The 17,258-nt window shown below is 65.4% G+C and carries 16 protein-coding genes; 6 read left to right on the top strand and 10 right to left on the bottom strand.

Annotated elements, in window-relative coordinates; translation table 11 throughout:
• Nucleotides 1-73: 73 nt before the first annotated feature.
• Nucleotides 74-1,753: a thiamine pyrophosphate-dependent enzyme gene (locus ACOQPD_RS14595; RefSeq protein ID WP_420614398.1), complete on the top strand. Its 1,680-nt coding sequence runs from the start codon at nucleotides 74-76 to the stop codon at nucleotides 1,751-1,753.
• Between the two features lie 118 nt (nucleotides 1,754-1,871).
• On the opposite strand, the gene pheA is transcribed toward ACOQPD_RS14595, so the two are convergent.
• Nucleotides 1,872-2,876: a prephenate dehydratase gene (pheA, locus tag ACOQPD_RS14590; RefSeq protein ID WP_420612689.1), complete on the bottom strand. Its 1,005-nt coding sequence runs from the start codon at nucleotides 2,874-2,876 to the stop codon at nucleotides 1,872-1,874.
• A 269-nt stretch (nucleotides 2,877-3,145) separates the two neighbouring features.
• Here pheA and ACOQPD_RS14585 point away from each other — a divergent pair, with 269 nt between their 5' ends.
• From ACOQPD_RS14585 to ACOQPD_RS14570, 4 genes are all read left to right on the top strand, one after another.
• Nucleotides 3,146-4,291 carry a M24 family metallopeptidase gene (locus tag ACOQPD_RS14585; RefSeq protein WP_420612688.1) on the top strand — a complete coding sequence of 382 codons (1,146 nt, stop codon included), beginning with the start codon at nucleotides 3,146-3,148 and terminating at the stop codon, nucleotides 4,289-4,291.
• A gap of 134 nt (nucleotides 4,292-4,425) precedes the next feature.
• Complete coding sequence (locus ACOQPD_RS14580) at nucleotides 4,426-4,662, top strand: hypothetical protein (protein ID WP_420612687.1); 237 nt, start codon at nucleotides 4,426-4,428, stop codon at nucleotides 4,660-4,662.
• A gap of 2 nt (nucleotides 4,663-4,664) precedes the next feature.
• On the top strand, nucleotides 4,665-4,832 hold the full coding sequence (locus tag ACOQPD_RS14575; RefSeq protein WP_420612686.1) for a type II toxin-antitoxin system VapC family toxin: 168 nt from the start codon (nucleotides 4,665-4,667) through the stop codon (nucleotides 4,830-4,832).
• Nucleotides 4,833-4,852: 20 nt separating this feature from the next.
• Nucleotides 4,853-5,041 (top strand): type II toxin-antitoxin system VapC family toxin, encoded by a 189-nt coding sequence (locus tag ACOQPD_RS14570; RefSeq protein ID WP_420612685.1) that lies wholly within the window; start codon nucleotides 4,853-4,855, stop codon nucleotides 5,039-5,041.
• Here the strand turns inward: ACOQPD_RS14570 and ACOQPD_RS14565 are convergent.
• The 8 genes from ACOQPD_RS14565 to ACOQPD_RS14530 all read right to left on the bottom strand — a co-directional run bounded on the left by ACOQPD_RS14565 (nucleotide 5,014) and on the right by ACOQPD_RS14530 (nucleotide 15,164).
• Complete coding sequence (locus tag ACOQPD_RS14565) at nucleotides 5,014-6,108, bottom strand: adenosine deaminase (protein WP_420612684.1); 1,095 nt, start codon at nucleotides 6,106-6,108, stop codon at nucleotides 5,014-5,016. The two genes, ACOQPD_RS14570 and ACOQPD_RS14565, sit on opposite strands and share 28 nt — an antisense overlap.
• A gap of 377 nt (nucleotides 6,109-6,485) precedes the next feature.
• Nucleotides 6,486-7,883 (bottom strand): dihydroorotase, encoded by a 1,398-nt coding sequence (locus ACOQPD_RS14560; RefSeq protein WP_420612683.1) that lies wholly within the window; start codon nucleotides 7,881-7,883, stop codon nucleotides 6,486-6,488.
• A 33-nt stretch (nucleotides 7,884-7,916) separates the two neighbouring features.
• On the bottom strand, nucleotides 7,917-9,161 hold the full coding sequence (locus ACOQPD_RS14555; protein ID WP_420612682.1) for an amidohydrolase family protein: 1,245 nt from the start codon (nucleotides 9,159-9,161) through the stop codon (nucleotides 7,917-7,919).
• A gap of 25 nt (nucleotides 9,162-9,186) precedes the next feature.
• Complete coding sequence (locus ACOQPD_RS14550) at nucleotides 9,187-10,569, bottom strand: hypothetical protein (protein WP_420612681.1); 1,383 nt, start codon at nucleotides 10,567-10,569, stop codon at nucleotides 9,187-9,189.
• Nucleotides 10,566-11,543 (bottom strand): NAD(P)-dependent oxidoreductase, encoded by a 978-nt coding sequence (locus tag ACOQPD_RS14545; RefSeq protein ID WP_420612680.1) that lies wholly within the window; start codon nucleotides 11,541-11,543, stop codon nucleotides 10,566-10,568. The genes ACOQPD_RS14550 and ACOQPD_RS14545 overlap by 4 nt, the downstream gene beginning before the upstream one ends.
• Nucleotides 11,540-12,736 (bottom strand): pyridoxal phosphate-dependent aminotransferase, encoded by a 1,197-nt coding sequence (locus ACOQPD_RS14540; RefSeq protein WP_420612679.1) that lies wholly within the window; start codon nucleotides 12,734-12,736, stop codon nucleotides 11,540-11,542. The genes ACOQPD_RS14545 and ACOQPD_RS14540 overlap by 4 nt, the downstream gene beginning before the upstream one ends.
• 60 nt (nucleotides 12,737-12,796) lie before the next feature.
• Complete coding sequence (locus ACOQPD_RS14535; RefSeq protein ID WP_420612678.1) at nucleotides 12,797-13,729, bottom strand: NAD-dependent epimerase/dehydratase family protein; 933 nt, start codon at nucleotides 13,727-13,729, stop codon at nucleotides 12,797-12,799.
• A gap of 268 nt (nucleotides 13,730-13,997) precedes the next feature.
• A complete protein-coding gene (locus ACOQPD_RS14530) occupies nucleotides 13,998-15,164 on the bottom strand; it encodes a M24 family metallopeptidase (RefSeq protein ID WP_420612677.1) in 1,167 nt (388 codons plus the stop codon).
• 261 nt (nucleotides 15,165-15,425) lie between these two features.
• Here ACOQPD_RS14530 and ACOQPD_RS14525 point away from each other — a divergent pair, with 261 nt between their 5' ends.
• Entirely contained in the window at nucleotides 15,426-16,586 is a 1,161-nt protein-coding gene (locus ACOQPD_RS14525; RefSeq protein ID WP_420612676.1) for an ATP-binding protein, read from the top strand.
• 46 nt (nucleotides 16,587-16,632) lie between these two features.
• Here the strand turns inward: ACOQPD_RS14525 and ACOQPD_RS14520 are convergent, their stop codons facing one another.
• Nucleotides 16,633-17,163 (bottom strand): carboxymuconolactone decarboxylase family protein, encoded by a 531-nt coding sequence (locus ACOQPD_RS14520; RefSeq protein WP_420612675.1) that lies wholly within the window; start codon nucleotides 17,161-17,163, stop codon nucleotides 16,633-16,635.
• Nucleotides 17,164-17,258 lie beyond the last annotated feature (95 nt).

Raw genomic sequence — 17,258 nt, 5'->3', positions numbered from 1 at the left:
CGGGTACCGGTTGGGATCGTCGGATTTCCAAACCCCCTTCTTGGCGAAAGGCGAGCCGCGTCCTGTGGTGACAATGACCGGTGGCGAAGCGCTTGTGAAGTCCCTCGTGAACGAGGGCGTCGAGGTCGTATTCGGGATACCGGGGATACAGGTCTACGGCATCATCGCCGCGCTGCGGGACGAGCCTGGCATCCGACTGATCACGACCCGGCACGAGCAGGCTACGACGTTCATGGCGGACGGTTACGCGCGCTCCTCCGGAAGGCCGGGGGTAGCCCTCGTCGTACCGGGTGCGGGCCTTTACAATGCGGCGTCCGGCTTGACCAATGCGTTCGCGCGCTCGTCACCGGTACTTCTCATCGCAGGGCAGATCCCGCGCGGCGCGGTTGGCAAGAATCTCGGGGCGGTCCACGAGGTCACGGACCAGCCCGGAACCGTGCGGTCGGTGACCAAGTGGCAAGGACGGGCGTCCAGACCTCGGGACGTACCTGATGCGGTGTTCGAAGCGTTCAGGCAGATGCGCACGGGCCGCCCGCGTCCCGTCCTGATCGAGATTCCACCAGAGGCCGGGGTGGAGCGAGAAGAAGTCCAGCTGCGGAACCCGGCCCGCATCTCACGTCTGGTGCCGAGTCGGGAAGACCTCGAGGAGGCCGCCAGAGTCATCGGCGCGTCACGGACACCGCTGATATTCGCAGGTGGGGGCGTGGCGTGCTCGGACGCGGAGGGTGCCCTGATCAGGCTCGTGGAGGCGACGAACATCCCTGTGGTGACATCCAGCGGCGGCAAGGGATCCATTCCGGATCGTCATCCTCTCTCGTATGGCTCGTGCTTCAGTCCCCGGGGCGAGCGGCAGGAAATGAACCAGCTCTACGAGGTGATGCAGTCCGCCGACCTCGTCTTGGGAATCGGGACACGATTCTCGCTGGGCAATCCGGCTCGTGAGTCATCGACATTGGTCAACATCAACATAGACGGCAGCGAAATAACCAGAGTCCAGCCCGGCACCATCCCTCTGCACGGTGACGCCAAAGCGACTATCGAAGCACTGCTCCCGCTCGCTGTCGAGGCGGGCGCGGGAAACCGTCCGTCACCCGCGGAGGCAGTCGCCGCGGCCCGTAACCTCATCGCCTACTACGACATCCGGCTCAAGGAACCTCAATACGCGGTACTCGAAGCTATGCAGACCGGCATCCCCGATGACGCGTTCGTCGCATGGGATGTCACGCAGCTTGGCTACTACGCCCGTACCCACTACAAGGTGAATCACCCGAAGACGTACATAGACTCCGGCTACTCGTTCAACCTTGGCTACGCCTTCCCGACGGCTCTGGGCGTGAAGGTCGCACAGTCGGACCGCCCCGTGGTCTGCGTGACCGGCGACGGCGGCTTCATGTTCAACTCATCCGAACTGTCCACGGCAGTCAAGTACGGCATCAATGTGGTGACGGCCGTCTTCAGAAACGACTCCTACGGCAACGTTGCCCGCGACCTGGACGAGGCGTTCGGCGGGGCCTACGGGACCGACCTGCACAACCCGGACTTCGTCAAGTTCGCCGAGTCGTTCGGTGCGAAAGGCATGAGGGCAAAGAACCCCCTTGATCTGGAGCGGCTGATCCCGCTCGCGCTCGAGCACGATGCGCCGGTGGTCATCGACGTGCCCTTCGGGGACATGCCGATCCCCCGTGCACCGCAGTTCGCGCCCTTCTACAACCTGCCCTGGACAATGCCCCAGGACGGACTGATCGAGTCCTAGTGTCCTGACCCCTTGGTCCGCGAGGTGATGGGTCCGGGTGCGGTACGTGCCGCGTCCCGTACCGTTCTGACCGTGTACGCCACGGGTCCTCGGGTACGTGCGCTCGCGCCTGCCGATCTCAGGAAACTCTTGAACGCACGTCGGCCAACCAGGCATCGGCCTGATCACGAGTCGTGCCGTCCGGCACGCCGGCCAGCAACAGGTACCCGTCCTCGTCAACATACGAAGCGTCGACATTCTCCCGTAAGGCCCGGCCGGCCGGATCGTCTACCCGGCCGACCGAGTCCGCCGGGTAGGAACCGAGGAACTTGACGCTGGCCGCTCGCATCTGCAGACTGCGCAGGGCCTTGCCCAACGCTTCGTCCATCACATGGCCCTCGCAATCGATCACGAAACAGTAGTTTCCGATACTCTCCATGGTCGGGCGGCTCTGCAAACTCGTGATGTTGATGGACCGAGCCACGAATTCTCCGAGTATGCCCACCAACGACCCGGGCGCGTCAGCGCGCTGGTACACGACCAGACTGGTCTTGTCCCGCCCCGTCGGCGGCGGAACGGAATCACGACCCACAAGCGCGAACCGTGTCCTGTTGCCGCGCCTGTCCGCGATGTCCCGCGCCAGCACTTCCAGGCCGTAGACCTGAGCGGCCCGTTCCGGAGCGATCACCGCAGTGTCCAAGCTTCCCGAGGCAACCAGATCACGTGCCGCGTCAGCGGTCGAGTTGGCCGCCACGATCACGACGGCGGGCAGATGCCGGACAAGGAACTTGCCACACTGGGCAGATGCGACGGGGTAAGAGCGGACACACTTCACCTCATCGAGCCTCGTGCCCGGCAACGCCATCAACATCAGGCGGACGTCCATTGTCACTTCACGCTGGATCAACAGGCCGGTACCGAAAGCTAGGGCATCGATGCTGGCGGTGACCGCTCCCTCGATCATGTTCTCGATCGGGACCAACCCGAGGTCCACACCGCCCGACTCCACGGACTCCAGCACTTCGAACATCGAGTTGAAGGGTTGATGGCGCATGCCGGCCAAGTCCTCTTGGGATACCAGCGCCTCCTCCGTGAAGGTACCTGCCGGTCCCAGGTAACCCACCGAGCGTTGACGTGTTGACATCAAGACCGCAAGAAACGACGCCGGCGCGTTCTGTTTGGGTGGCAACGGAGCATCATGTACCCGCCTGTATACCGACACATCTCAGAGCCTCATGACGGCTCTATCGAGCTTGGCCGTGCAGAGGAGGCGACCCAACTATAAAGCCCCCACACCACCGACAAAGGCACTCGGCAGCGGCCGTCCTCGACGGGCTGGCAGAGGCAACAGTCGGGAAGCCTCGCGACATCGCGCGTTGGCGGGGAGTTCGGGAATCTAGACTTGTGCCCGGTATGACCACCATCGCATTCGACCATCGCGCCCGGCGTCTCGCCCTCGACGCCGTGCTCGACGAGGCGAGAGTCGATCTCGTCTGGCTTCCGATCGGGGCCGACCTCGAGTATTTGACCGGGATCCAGCGGCGGGTACCCACCTTCGGGGACGTCAACTACGCGCACGGGTGGGTGGCCGGAGCCTTCCTGGCGCCCGGCCGGGATCCCGCTTTCATCCTCCCCCGCAACTACGTCGAGTTCGACCTTCCCGACGGAGTTCCGGGTGAGGTGGTGAGCGTGAGCGAGATGGACGATGGCCACGCCCTGTTCTCGCGCGTTGCCAGATCCTTCCCGGCGCCGAGAACCCTGGCGGTGGGCGCCCGGACCTGGGCATCGGCCACGATGAACCTCCTGGAGGAACTGCAGAATCCGCAACTGGCCAATGCCAGCCGCTTGGTCAACAGGCTGAGGCGGATCAAGAGCCCGGACGAACTGGAGCTGTTGCGCCGGGCCTGCCACGTGGCCGACGGAGCGATGGAGGCAACCAAGGCCCGCATCTCGAGCGGCGTCACCGAATTGGAACTGGCCGAGGAGGTGAACTACCACCTGCTCCGCCTCGGCTCCCGTACCTGGTCGTTCGACACCGCGGTGTGGGGGATGGGTCCGGGAGACGACCGGGACGCCAACGTCCGGCTCTCCCAGCAGGAAGTTCGCCAGGGCGTGGGCCTGTCCTTCGACTTCGGCGCGGTGGTCCAGGGCTACTGCTCGGACTTCGGCCGGACCATCCGGATCGGCGAGCCGGACGACGAGTACCGCCGCGTGTACGAGGTGGTCATGGCCGCCCAGCAAGCAGGCATGAAGGCAGCCCGGCCCGGCGTCAAGGCCTCAGAGGTGCACCGGGCGACCCGGCAGGTGATCGTGGACGCCGGATACGGAGACTGGTTCCGCCACCGGACCGGCCACTGCATCGGCCTCGACGTCCACGAGGAACCCTTCATCTCGCCCGAGGACGACACCCCCCTGGAGGCAGGCATGACCTTCACCATCGAGCCGTCGGTCTTCTGGCCGGGCCGGGTGGGAGTCCGCGTGGAGGACATCATCCTCTGCACCGAGAATGGCGGCGTCAAGCTGAACGAGCACCCCACCACCCTGTCAGTCCGCGACTAGCCGATCCGATTCCTGGCTCCGAGCCTAGGTTTGGAGACATCCGAGGGCGTAGCAATCACAGCTCTTGACCGCGGCAGCACAACACCGCCCTGCCACGTCGATATACCTGATGCGATGTACTCTCTGGTGCGCGAATGCGTACCACGATCATGATCGATGACCACCTTCATGAGGAGGCCCGCAGGCTGGCCGTCGAATCAAGGAGGACGCTGAGCGAGGTCATCAACGAACTACTAGCCGAGGGGCTCAAGCAGATGACCCGCTCTCCGACTAGACGGCGCCTCGGGCAACTCCGCGACAGCATCACGATCGCCGATGACTTCAACGAAACCCCCACGGAGATACTGAGTGCTCTTGACGAGCCTCTCTGACGGTGAACCTGCTTCTTGACACCCATGTGCTTCTCTGGGCCCACGCTGCGCCCGAACGACTATCGGCCGAGGCGACTGATGCCCTCGAGGACCCGTACAACGATCTCTATGTCTCGTCGATCTCGGTGGCGGAGATCGAGATAAGGCGGAAACTCGGAAAACTGAGCTGAGTCACAGTTGCCAGACGCTCGTGGTGCGACTCGGCGCGCAGTGGCTCGACCTCACCGCCAGCCATGCGATGGACCTGCGGAGCCTCCCGCAGTTGCATGCCGATCCGTTCGACCGGCTTCTGATAGCCCAAGCCCTCGCCGAGGAGCTAACGCTGGTGACCGGCGACCGGAAGGTTCTCGCCTACCCGGTCTCCACGGTGGTCGCATAGGCGTACCAGGGATCGATCAGCTGGTCGATGATCTCCTGGCGCTGCTCGGCCGGGAGGAAGGCGCTCTCCATGGCGTTGATCGTCAGGCGGCGAACGTCGGGCCAGGACCATCCGAAGGCTTGGCAGGTCCGGTTGAACTCGCCCGTCAGAGAAATGCCGCTCATGAGGCGGTTGTCCGTGTTCACGGTGACACGGAAGCCCAGGTCGAAGAGCCTGCCGACCGGGTGGGTGTCGATCGAGCCCGCGGCGCCGATGTGGACGTTGGATGTCGGGCATTGCTCGAGCGGGACCTGCCTTTCGAGGAGTTCGGCGGCGAGCGGGCCTAGAGCGCCGTCAACCCCTATATCGTCCACGATCCTGATCCCGTGTCCGATCCGCAGAGCGCCGCAGGTGTGTACCGCGTCCCGAATCGAGTCGAGGCCGTCAGCCTCGCCGGCGTGGATGGTGTACGGCATTCCCGCCCGGCGCAGCAGATCGAAGGCAGCCAGGTGATCGGAGGGCGGATTACCGGCCTCGGCGCCGGCGATATCGAACCCCACCACTCCACGGTCCCGATACCGAGGCACCAACTCGGCGATCTCAAGACTGCGGGAGGCATTCCTCATGGCGCAGAGCAGCAGCCCGATCCGGATGCCGCGACCCTCGCTTCCGTCCCGGAACCCGGCCAGCGCGGCCTCTACCACCTCATCGAGGGACAAGCCGCCTCCGGTATTCAACTCGGGAGCGAACCTGACCTCGGCGTACACCACGCCGTCGTCCGCCAGATCCTGAGCGCATTCGGCCGCCACCCGGTACACGGCACTCTGGGTCTGCATGACACCCAGGGTGTGGCGGAACATCTCCAGGTAGAGCTCCAGGCTGCGGCGGCGGGCGCCCTCCTGGATCCGGGCTGTCAACTCCTCCGGGTCGTGGGTCGGAAGGCCCCGGTAGCCGGTTGCTCCGGCGATCTCGACCATGGTGGAGGCCCGCAACCCGCCGTCGAGGTGGTCATGCAGCACCACCTTCGGCGCCTGACTCAGCCCCTCGAACGCGGGCTGAGCGCTCGAAGCCGGTTGGTCTAGCGCCATCCGCCGAGAATACCCCATGACCTCCCCGGCCTCCGGGGACCTGTGCCTCTCTGCGAGCAGCGAACGGGCCCGCAACAAAAGGGTTGAAATGTGTCCCAGACCCGTCGCATACTGTCCGGCAGTCACAAACACCACCGGCCTCTTGCCAATCGACGTCGAGGAGACCGGAACCGGGATCAATTCGGGAGCCGACCCGTGCGGGGATGGCGGAACGCGCTCGGACCGATGGAGGTGGTGGCTGGGGGCCGGGCCCGCCGGGGAGGGTGCGTTCCGGCGATTTTCGCGTTCTCCACGCCTCATGGGCTGGGTGATGAATCACCGAATCGGGGCACCAGATACGGAGCGCGACGACCCGATCTCGCTGGCTGAAGGGCCGCTTACCCCTTGGCTGCGTGGTCAGGCAATAGCGTTTCGACCGGTGAAGGAGGGCCGTCCGGCCTGACGAACCGGCCGCCACACTCCCCTGTCACCCGGCCGGCGTCGAAGACTGTGCGTCCTCGCGAGAGGGTGGTTACCACCTTGCCCTTGAGCTTCATGCCGTCGTAGGCCCGGCCGCTGCCGCCCGATCGGGCCAGGAACTCGGACGAACGGACCGTGCGGGTGGCCTCGGGATCCACCAGCACCAGGTCGGCCTCCGATCCTGCCGAGACGGTGCCTTTGCGGGGGTAGATGCCGTACAGCTTGGCCGGGTTGGCAGTCATCACCTCCACCGCGCGGGCGAGCGGTAGGCGCCCGGACAGCCCGGCATCCAGCATCGCCGGCACGAGCATTTCCAGGGAGGGGATCCCCTGCCCTGCTTCGGCGAAGCCGGCGGCCGCCTTCTCCTCCGGTGTGAAGGGGGCATGGTCGGACGCCACCACCGACAGCGAGCCTTCCACCAGAGCCTCCCACAGGTAGGCGGCATCCGCCGCCGGGCGGAGGGGAGGACCCACCTTGACGAAATTGCCGAACTCGGCGATCGCCGACTCGTCGAGCAGCAGGTAGTGGGGGCACGACTCGGCGGAGAGGTCGACCCCCAGCATCTGGGCCGCCTGGACCTCTTCCATGGCCAGGCGGGAGGTGATGTGGACGATATGGGTCGGTATACCCAGATCCCGGGCGATGGTTGCCACCAGGCTCACCGCCGCCGCCTCGACCAGGGGCGGGCGGGCCGGGTGCCCGAACCGGTCCTTGTCCTGGCGGAACCGCTCGATGAACTGCTGGCTCTCCGCGTGAACGGCGCTTCTCAGGCCAGTGGCGCCAACCGTACGGAGGCAATCGAAGATCTCCTCGGGCGCTCCCGCGCAGAGACCCTCGAATTCGTCGACTCGCTCCGGCGGCGGGTGGTGGGTGAAGAGCTTGAACCCTATCGCCCCGCACTCGGCCATCGCCTCCGCCCGGGCCGGATCGCTGAATCCTGCCCCCGAGTAGAGGGCGAAATCGATCAGGCTCTCGGCCTCCCCCAACTCACGGCGGAGTTCGAAAGCCTCCGGGGTGCTGCACGGCGGGTTCGAGATAGGCATCTCGAACAGGGTGGTGACCCCGGACGATGCCGCCGCCCGCGACTCGGAGCCGAAGGTGGCACGCTCGGGATGGCTGGGCGCCCGGCAGTGGAAGTGGGCATCCACCGCGCCGGGAATGACCAGCAACCCTGAGGCATCTATCTCCCTGCGAGCCGGGCCGAGGCCACCCTGGGGGGCAACCTCGACGATGAGACCCCCATCCAGGCCGACATCGGCCGGGCGGGAACGGCCGTCGCTGACCACCGTTCCCCCCACGATCCTCAGATCAAGCATCGATCAACTCCGGTTGCCCGCCACCCTGGAGCGCTAAGCCCTCCGGTAGCCGATCTCGGGTCCCGGACCCCAGCGGGTGCCCATGCCCTCCATGTCGCGCCCGACCTGGAGGTAACCCCCGTCGGACGAGAAGGCCATCTGGCCGCGCACGAAGACCCGCTTGACGTCCTTCATGTGGTCCAGCGAGGCCAGCGGATCGCCGCCCACGGCCACCACGTCAGCGGTCCTCCCCGCTTCGAGGCTGCCCAGCTGGTCCTCGAGACCTAGCAACTTGATGCCCCGGCGGGTGATCGAGTTCAGCGCGTCGAGATTGTCCGGGCAGACCCCGATCTCGACCATGAACTTGAGCTCCTCCGCGATGGCGTAGTGCGGCACCACCGGGCTTCCGGCATCGGTACCGAATACGATCGGGATCCCCGCCCTTGCCGCGGCCACGTTGCCGGCGAAACGGCCCTTTTCCGCCATCTGATCCTTGCGACGCTCCACGTCCGACTCGGTCATCCCGAAGTCCCGCCCGAACTTCACCTGCTGAACCAGCGGCGAGAAGGTGGTGACAATCGGAACACCCTTCTCGACCATCTTCTCGATGGTCTCCGGGGTCATCGACCCGCCGTGCTCCACGCAGTCGACCCCGGCGTCCACCACCCGCGAGATGGCCTCGTCGAAGGTGGCGTGGGCGGTGACCATCATGCCGTTCTGGTGAGCCTCCTCCACCATGGCCCTCAACTCGTCCATGGTGAACTGCACCTCTTCGTGGGAGCCCATGATCTTGATCCACTGCGCCCCGGCCTTGAACTGTTCGCGGATCGCCTTGCGCACCCCGTAGATACCGTCGGCCTCCCGGCAGCACCACCAGGTGTGGCCACCGGTGGTGCAGATCGCCCGGCCGTTGGGGAACAGCCGGATCCATGGCGCCCACCCGTTGTCGATCGCCGTCTTGGCGTCGATGTTGGCGTGGTTCATACCCAGGTCACGGATGGTGGTCACCCCGGCCGAGAGGTGGCGGTGAATGTTCATCACGGCCTTCATGGCGTTGACGGCCGGAGACTCGTTGGCCTGCATCTCCAGGTCATGCGTACCGTCCCAACCCAGGTGAACATGGCAGTTCACCAGGCCGGGAAGCAGGTACATGCCGGAGACATCCACCACGTTGTCACCGTTGGCGGCCGCGGCGGCGCCCACCGAGGCGATCTGCTCGCCCTCGATGACCAGGTCCTGTTGCGTGGAGGCGCCACCGTCGAGGTTGACGACCACTCCGCCTTTGAGAATTGTGCGCACGGTTGGTTCCTTTCCTGGGTTTCGATCAGATCTTTCCGAGCCGGCGTAGGGCATTGCCCACCGCGGCCAGGTTGGTGAGGGTCAATTCCGAGTAGTTGCGAGAGATCATCACACCGCCCGCTCCCCCGTCGAACGAGGCTTCCACCATCGCTTCACAATCGGCGGGTGAGATGTCCCGGGCCACCGTCTCCACGCCCAGACCGATGCCGGGGTAGACGGCCACTTCTGGGCCGACCGCCTCCACGTAGCGACGGGTGAAATCGGCCACGTACTGCGGGCTGAATCCCGTGGGAGGCAGATCCTCGAAGGGCGCCTCGTCCAAGCCGAGAATCTTGTACAGGATGGGGGTCCACTCCGACGGGGTGGCGTCGCCGAGGATGGTCTGGCACAGGTTGGTCACGAACTTGGCGAACCGCGCCCCGCCCGGAGCGTTGTAGAAAACGGGCTTCAGCCAGTCGGCGTAGAGCTTGTACTCGGCCGGGTCGTGAGCAGCCCGGAGCAAGGGGTTGAAGGTGTTGATCATCTGCCAGATCCCGAATCCCACCTGGTAGTCATCGCCAAAGAACCGGACCAGGCCCGAGATCTCCCGGTAGAGATCCTTGTGTCCGTCCCACCACAGCTTCTGCCATTGCGAGACCTCGGGGTACTCGAACAGGTGCCGGAGGAAGGTGATCAGCTTCCCGTCGCGGGGCTGGTGGCCGGCCCGAACTGCGCTGAGGTAGTCGCTGATCTTGCGATATCCCTCAGCGGCCCGCCCGGCGTCGATGCCGCGGCGATGGGCCTCCGACCGGCAATGCACGCAGAAGCAGGTGGGGACCTCGTCGCTGACGATCATCGACGACAGCGGGTCCTCACGTTCTATTCCCCAGAGCATCCCTGCCAGGTCATACTCGCTCAGCCAGTTGTCGATCACCCCGAACCACCAATTCCGGTAGTCGGGGTTGTACATGCAGGGCCGGCTGGCCTTGCGACCCCAGGGGTCTATCTCCAGCACCTGGGCGAAGCCCGGCTGCCAGAGGGGCTTGGGATTGACGTGGGCGGTCTCGCAGTAGTAGGGGAATACGTCGATGCCCCGCTCCCGTGCGGCCGGGATGACGTCGCCCAGGATGTCGAACCCCTCATAGAGGGGGTCCGGGGCAGTGAAGTCCTTGATCGACGTGCCGTGGTAGTACCTGGGATCGGGAGGGAAGAAAGCCCCGCCCTGCAGGTGGTCGGGCTCCTGGCCACCATGATCGGGGAAGTCGTTACTTCCGGAACGCCCCGCGTTGCCCCGGGCCCACGACAGGGCGGAGATGAAGATGGCGTTCACCCCGGCCTTCTCCACGAAGATGTCGAGCGTCTCCTCGATACCCTCGTCGATGAAGCTGATCCCGCCCACCTGCATGCCGACAAAGGTACGGTCGCTCATGGCGTGGCTCCATTCCGTCGGCGGATGACCCTCCCGGCCGAACCCAACTCCAGGGCCACCGTGTCACCGGCAGGCGTTCCGGCCGTATGAGGGGTCATCAGCAGGTTGGGTGTGCTGCGTAGGGGACTGTCGGGCAGGATGGGCTCCCACCAGAAGACATCCAGGGCGGCGCCGGCCAGGTGACCGCTGTGGAGTGCCTCCATCAGGGCGTCCTCATCGACCAGCCTGCCCCGGGCGGTGTTCACGAAGAACGACCCCTCGGGCATCAGCGCGAATTCCCTGGCGCCCATCATCTTCTCGGTCTCGGGGGTGAACTTGTTATGGAGCGAGACGCAGTGCGACTCGGCCAGCAGCTCGTCGAAGGGCAGGTAGCGGATACCCATCTCCTGCTCCTGCTCGGGTGAGAACCGGTTGCGCTTGTAGTAGACGACATCCACTCCGAACGCCACCAGCATCCTGGCGGCCGCGCTGCCGATCTGGCCGACGCCCACCAGGCCCACAGTCTTGCCCAGCACGGCCTCGAACAGGTCCAGGCCCACCCAGTTGTACGAGTAGTTGAGCTGGTCGGTGACGAACGGCTCCATCCCGTCCACGATCACCCCGTCCATGAGACGCCGGTGGGCGGTCGGAAGCCGTTTGAAGAGCGCCAGGATGCACATCACCGTGTGTTCCGCCACGCTGATCGGTCCGGGCGAGAGGACGGCCTCGGTCCAGACTCCCATGGAATCGCAAACCTCGCCTGACACGGCGCCGCCCCCGGAGTCAATGTTCACCACCCCGCGAAGCGACGAAAGGCCGGCGAGATGGCCGTCCTCAAGACTCGCTTCCCGGATCACCAGGTAGTCGGCCTGCCCGATGGTCCCGGCGCCGATGGCGTCTGTTAGCACCGTGGCGCCGTCGGGCAGAGCCTTCCGGAGGGCCTCCACCTGTGCGGGTGTGAACTCCTCTACGAGCGCTACCTTCGGACCGCTCATCGGCCGTTCCGGCAGTCGTTCCAGAGCCGCCCGAAGCGCTCGAGAGCCTCGGCCAGTTGATCCCTCGGCGCCAGGTAGGAGATCCTGATGTACTTCCGCGCGCCCTCGGCGAAGACGTTGCCCGGTGAGAACAGGATCCCGTGGTCCACCGCCTTGTCAGCGAAATCGACCGCGTCCATCCCCGAGCCGGAGATGTTGGCGAAGAAGTAGAAGCCGCCCTTGGGCTCGCCGTAGGTCACACCCAACTCGTCGAAGGTTTCCCGCATCATCGCCCGGCGAATATGGTACTCCTCCATCATCTCGGCCATGAAGTCCTGCGGACCTTCCAGCGCGGCGAGGGCGCCGTGCTGTGAAGGCAGCGAGGTGGAGATGCTGAGAGAGTGGCGCGGCTCCGTGGCGGCCAGGATGTAGTCGGCCGGGCCCGCCATGTAGCCCACCCGGAAACCGGTCATGCTGTAGGCCTTGGAGAAACCGTTGATGGTGATGGTCCGGTCCCACATGTCGGGCAGGGTGGCGAAGGAGACGTGCTCGAAGCCGTCGTACACCACCTTCTCGTAGAGCTCGTCGGAGATCACAACCAGGTCGGGATGGGCTCGTACCACATCGGCGATGGCCGACAGCGTCTCGGCGGTGATCACGCCGGCGGTGGGATTGTTGGGGGTTACCAGCACCAGCAGCTTGGTGCGGTCGGTGATGGCCGCCTCGATGGCCTCGGGCTTGAGCTCGAAGTCCTCTTCCTCGACCGTGTCGACATAGACGATGTGCCCGCCCGCCATGATGATGTTGGCCGGATAGGCCATGTAGTGGGGGGTGGCGAGAAGCACCTCGTCACCGGGATCGAGGAGCGTCTGAAGGCTGACAGCCATCGATTCCTGGGCCCCGGCGGTGACCAGGACTTCGGAGGCCGCGTCGTACTCGAGGTTGTTGTCCTCCTTGAACTTGCGGGCGATGGCTTCCCGTAGCTCGATCATCCCGCCGGGAGGGGTGTAGCCGACATGTCCCGTGTCCAGACATCGCTTGGCGGCTTCGATTATGTGCCGAGGGGTCGGAATGTCCGGCTCCCCCCGTACCAGGCGGATGATGTCATCGCGGCCTTCGACCCTCCGCATGATCTGGAAGTAGGGCGACTCGTGGCCGCCCCGGATCCGGAGGGTGCGTTCCGCCAGCCTTTGTCTGAGTGTGCTCTGGCTCATAGGGACTCCATGTTTGAGATATCGGTTTGTTTTCGGATTCAGGACATCGGCGGGCGGTCCTCAGCCACCCAACTCGGCGTACCGGCGCATGCCTTCCTCGATCCCCATCGGGTTCCATCCCAGCTCGGACCGGGCCTTGTCGCAGGAGATGGTGGTGGCCCGGTCGGGCGTGGCGTCGACCAGCATCTCAGCATCGCCGTCCACGACCACGCCGAACGCGGCCACGGCCGCATCCAAGACGTCCTGGAACGGGATCGGGTCGCCCGAGGAGAACGCGAATGCACGGCGATTCATGTCGCCGGAGAAGAAGCGATGGGCGCCCTCGGCGACATCGTCGACGAACACCCAGTCACAGCGGTCGTCAGCCCCGATGACCCGCACCGGCACCCCATCCAGGGCAGCGTCGGCCAACTGCTTGGCCTGGGTGACGAACGGGCGCGTGTTGCGGAACTCCTCCGCCGGGCCGTACATGGAGGTGGGTCGGATCGCACCGGCATCGAAACCGAACATATCGGCATAACGGAACAGCATGATCTCGGCGGCCAGCTTGGCCGAGCCGTATAGAGAGAAACCCCCGTCCGCGTCCGCCTCGGTGAGCGTGACCTCGTCGAACTGGTTGTACACGCCTGCCGAGGAGATGAAGAGGAACTTGCCCACGTTCTGGCAACGGGCGAACTCCATTGCATTGAGGGTGCCGATGAGGTTGACGTTCACCAGGCTGGAGGGGTCTTCCTTGGTCTCCTGGATGCTCGGGGTTAGAGCAGCGGCGTGGACGATGGCGTCGACATCTCCCGTGACCTCCGTGGACCAGGCGGCCGGATCGGCCACGTCCAGAACCACGTACTCGAACCGGTCGGCCGGGGTGTCCGACCGGGGAGCGAACTCGCCGGGCGGGAGAATGTCCGCCGCCACCACGTGCTCGCCGCCCATGGCGAACGCCCGGACCAGTGCCCGTCCGAAGAACCCGGCTGCGCCGGTGATCAATACTCTCATCTCGACCCGCTGTTCCCTTCTCCCGCGCCCGCGCGCAGGCTCATCCAGTTGCTGTCGGTCTGCCCCCGGGCTCGGGTGTCACTGCCAATGAACTCGGGTCGGCCTGACGATGTTAGTGGTCTGTCTCCCGGCGGTCCCGGGATACGCCGCAGCGCACCCGGCGCTACGGACAGAGGGCGCCCACGGCCGGCTGCCAAGCAGGAAGCAGGCCGGACGATGCGCCCGACCTGCTCCGACATCCGATCTACTACAAGTCGCACCTAGTGGTTTAGGCGTCGAGGACTATCCATTCATCGGTCTGGTCGACCATCCGAGTGCCGCCGTCAGGACCGACCAGAACATTGTCGGCGATGCTGATCCCGCCCAGCCGGGCGCCTGTCTCGGCGTCCGAGAAGCCACCTACGGCCGGGTGGAGGTTGATCATCATGTTCTCTTCCATGATGCGGGGCTTGCCCGGTACCCACGGGGGCTCCAGCGAGTCGATACCGATGCCGTGAGCGGTGTAGGAGTTGGCATCCCTGGCGTCGTACCCGTACTTGTCGTAGACCCGATCGCGGGCGTCGAGGACGGTGTCGGAGTCCTCGCCGGCCTTCATGGCCTGGACGCACGCCTCGAAGCTCTCGACCCGCATCTCCCAGAAGGCCTTCTGCTCATCGTTGGGGGGCTTGAAGCTGTAAACCCGGCGAACCTCGACCCAGTAGCCGAGTGGGCCGCCCCATTCCAGGTCGATGACCATCACATCGTCCTTCTCGATCACGCCGCGGGTACCCGGACCAAAGCACTGGAAGGGCGCACGGCCCATGAGGGCGATTCCCTCCATGCAGCCCAGCTGGCGAGCCAGCCGGTGGGCCTCGGAGAGCACGTCCACCTCCTGGACGCCGGGACGGATCTCCGCCTCGAGCGCGTTGAAGACCCGGCGCATGATGTTGCCGGTCTCGATGGTGGAGTCGATCTCCTCCTGGCTCTTGATGGCCCTCACGTCGTCGAAGAGATCGGTGGCGTCCACCCAGTTGGCGCCGGGGAGGGCGGTTCTCATGCTGTTGTAATCGGCGACCGAGGTGATGTCGGCCAGACCGACGATCCCGATCGTGCCGGTGGCGAGACCATGGTCGGAGAGGATCGCCCCGATCTCGGTGCCGGCGTCGTCGGGCTGGCGGTAGTCGTTCAGCCACATGCCCTGCATGGCATAGCCGGTACCCCACAACGGATCCGTCACGAAGGAGGCCTCCCCCTTCATCGGGAGGACCACGAAGCCACGACCGGCCCACTGGAAGATGTCGCTCACGTACTGGACCCGTCCCCGCACGAACTCGTCGCCCCGGCTACAGATGACGAAGGCGTCCATGCCGGCGCCGGCCATGGCCTCCCGGAGCGCTGCGTAGCGGCGCGCTCGCTCGCCATCTGAGGTGATGTGGGTTACGGGAACATGCGTCATTTGATGGGCCTCCTTGGTCCTAGGGGCAGACCGTCGGACTCTACTAGTCGGCCCCGGACCGCCGAAACCCGACTGACGAACGGTAGGCCGCTGTCGAGGCGCGTCTCGCGGATCCCGAGCCGTAGGCGCCGGGTAGCCCGCGAACCGGTAGACAGAGCCGGTGGTCCTAAGCGAATAGACCGTCCGAATACCGACTGGGAAGGCAATTATCCTTGTAAATCCTTCTCGACATAACGAATTTTCAAGGATAACCTGGACGGCATGGAACTCGTAGGCCGGCCCACCGATGTAGATGCGCTGCGTAGAGCAGTCGCACGCGCCCCCGTGACGCTCGTGACCGGCCCGCGCCAGGCTGGGAAATCGACGCTAGCCCGGCAGGTCATAGCATCGTCGCCATCGGCCTTCTTTGACCTTGAGGACTACCGAGACCTGGGTCGCCTCGCCGAGCCCATGCTGGCCCTGCGGGACACCGGTGAGACGATCGTCATCGACGAGGCACAGCACAAACCGGACCTCTTCCCGACTCTGCGAGTACTGGTGGACGAGAACCGGCGTCCCGGCCGGTTCGTTATTCTCGGAAGTGCGTCCCCTGATCTGGTCGGACTCGGGTCGGAGTCGCTGGCCGGCCATGTCACTTTCGTGGAGTTGTCAGGCTTCCGGCTCGGGGACGTGGGCACCGACCGTCTCGACACCCTGTGGCTGAGAGGCGGGTTACCGGAGTCGTTCCTCGCTCCATCCGAGGCGGACTCCAACCACTGGCGTGATAACTACATCAGCACCTTCCTGGAACGCGATCTAGCAGGCCTCGGATTCGGTTTTCCCGCCACCACCATGCGGCGGTTCTGGACCATGCTGGCCCACTACCACGGACAGCGGTGGAACGGCACCGAGATCGCCCGATCGATCGACGTCTCGGAGTCCACCGTCCGGCGGTACATCGACGCTCTCACCGACGCCCTAGTGGTGCGACAGCTGCCACCGTGGTTCGCCAACATCAAGAAACGTCAGGTCAAGGCGCCCAAGGTCTACATACGCGATTCGGGCCTGCTGCACCGCCTTCTCGGGATCGGCGGCATGCTCGAACTCGAGCGCCATCCCAAGCTTGGCGCCGGCTGGGAAGGGATGGTGATCGAGCAGCTGCTCAACCGGTACCCGCGAGGGTATCCGAGCTACTGGGGGACCCATGGGGGCGCCGAGTTGGACCTCCGCCTAGAGGCTGAGGGGAAGGTCTTCGGATTCGAGATCAAACGCACGGAGATGCCCTCCACCTCCAAGTCGATGCACATCGCAGTCGCGGATCTGAACCTCGATCATCTGGTGGTGGTCCATGCCGGCCGGCATCGCTTCCCGCTCGCTGAGCGGATCACGGCCATCGGTGCAGCGGAGCTGCTGACCGCGGAGGACCCGCTCGGGGATCTCTGACGGGCAGAGCCTGGTTACCGAACGGTGACGGCCGCGTTCGTCCCGTTCAACCCTCGGTGTCGAGCGCGCAGACGTCGAAGGCCGCCATGGCATAGCCCAGAAGGGTGTAATAGCCGACCAGGATGCTGAGCTCGACCACCGCCTCGGCGCCCAGTTCGGACTCGACCCGGGCGAATGTCGAGGCGGAGAGGGACGACGAAGAACAGAGCTCTCCCACCATGGCCAGGATGGAGGCCTCTCTGGGCGCCAGGTCTCCGCCATCTCCGTCGAGGTAAGCGATCGCCGCCGGGCTGACCCCTTCCCGCCGCGCCAGGTCCAGATGGGTGTCCCAGACGTACCGGCAGCCGTGGGCCTGTCCGGTCGCCAGGATGGCCAACTCCCGGTCGGCGCCGTCCAGCCTCGATTCGAAGCGGACCACATGACCGAGCCGGGCAATGTGCTCCGCCTGCCCGGGTGCGTGCAGCAGCACCTGGAAAGGCCTGACCAACTCTCCCCTGCTCTCGACGATCCAGTCGAACAGCCGGGCCTGCTCCGGAGCGAGCCCATCTTTCCGATCGATCAGCTCTATCCGCGCCATCTTCCCTCCGCGCCCTAGGCCACGCTCTTGACGGACCGACCGTAGCGCCCCCGGCCGGCGGCCTCACCGCTGGTGACCGGCGGGTAGACTCGCCG

The sequence above is a fragment of the Candidatus Spongiisocius sp. genome (assembly GCF_965221825.1).
In the GTDB taxonomy this organism is placed as follows: Bacteria; Actinomycetota; Acidimicrobiia; order Spongiisociales; family Spongiisociaceae; genus Spongiisocius.
Note: the sequence above shows the minus strand (reverse complement) of the source record. Positions and strands in the feature narration are given on the sequence as shown.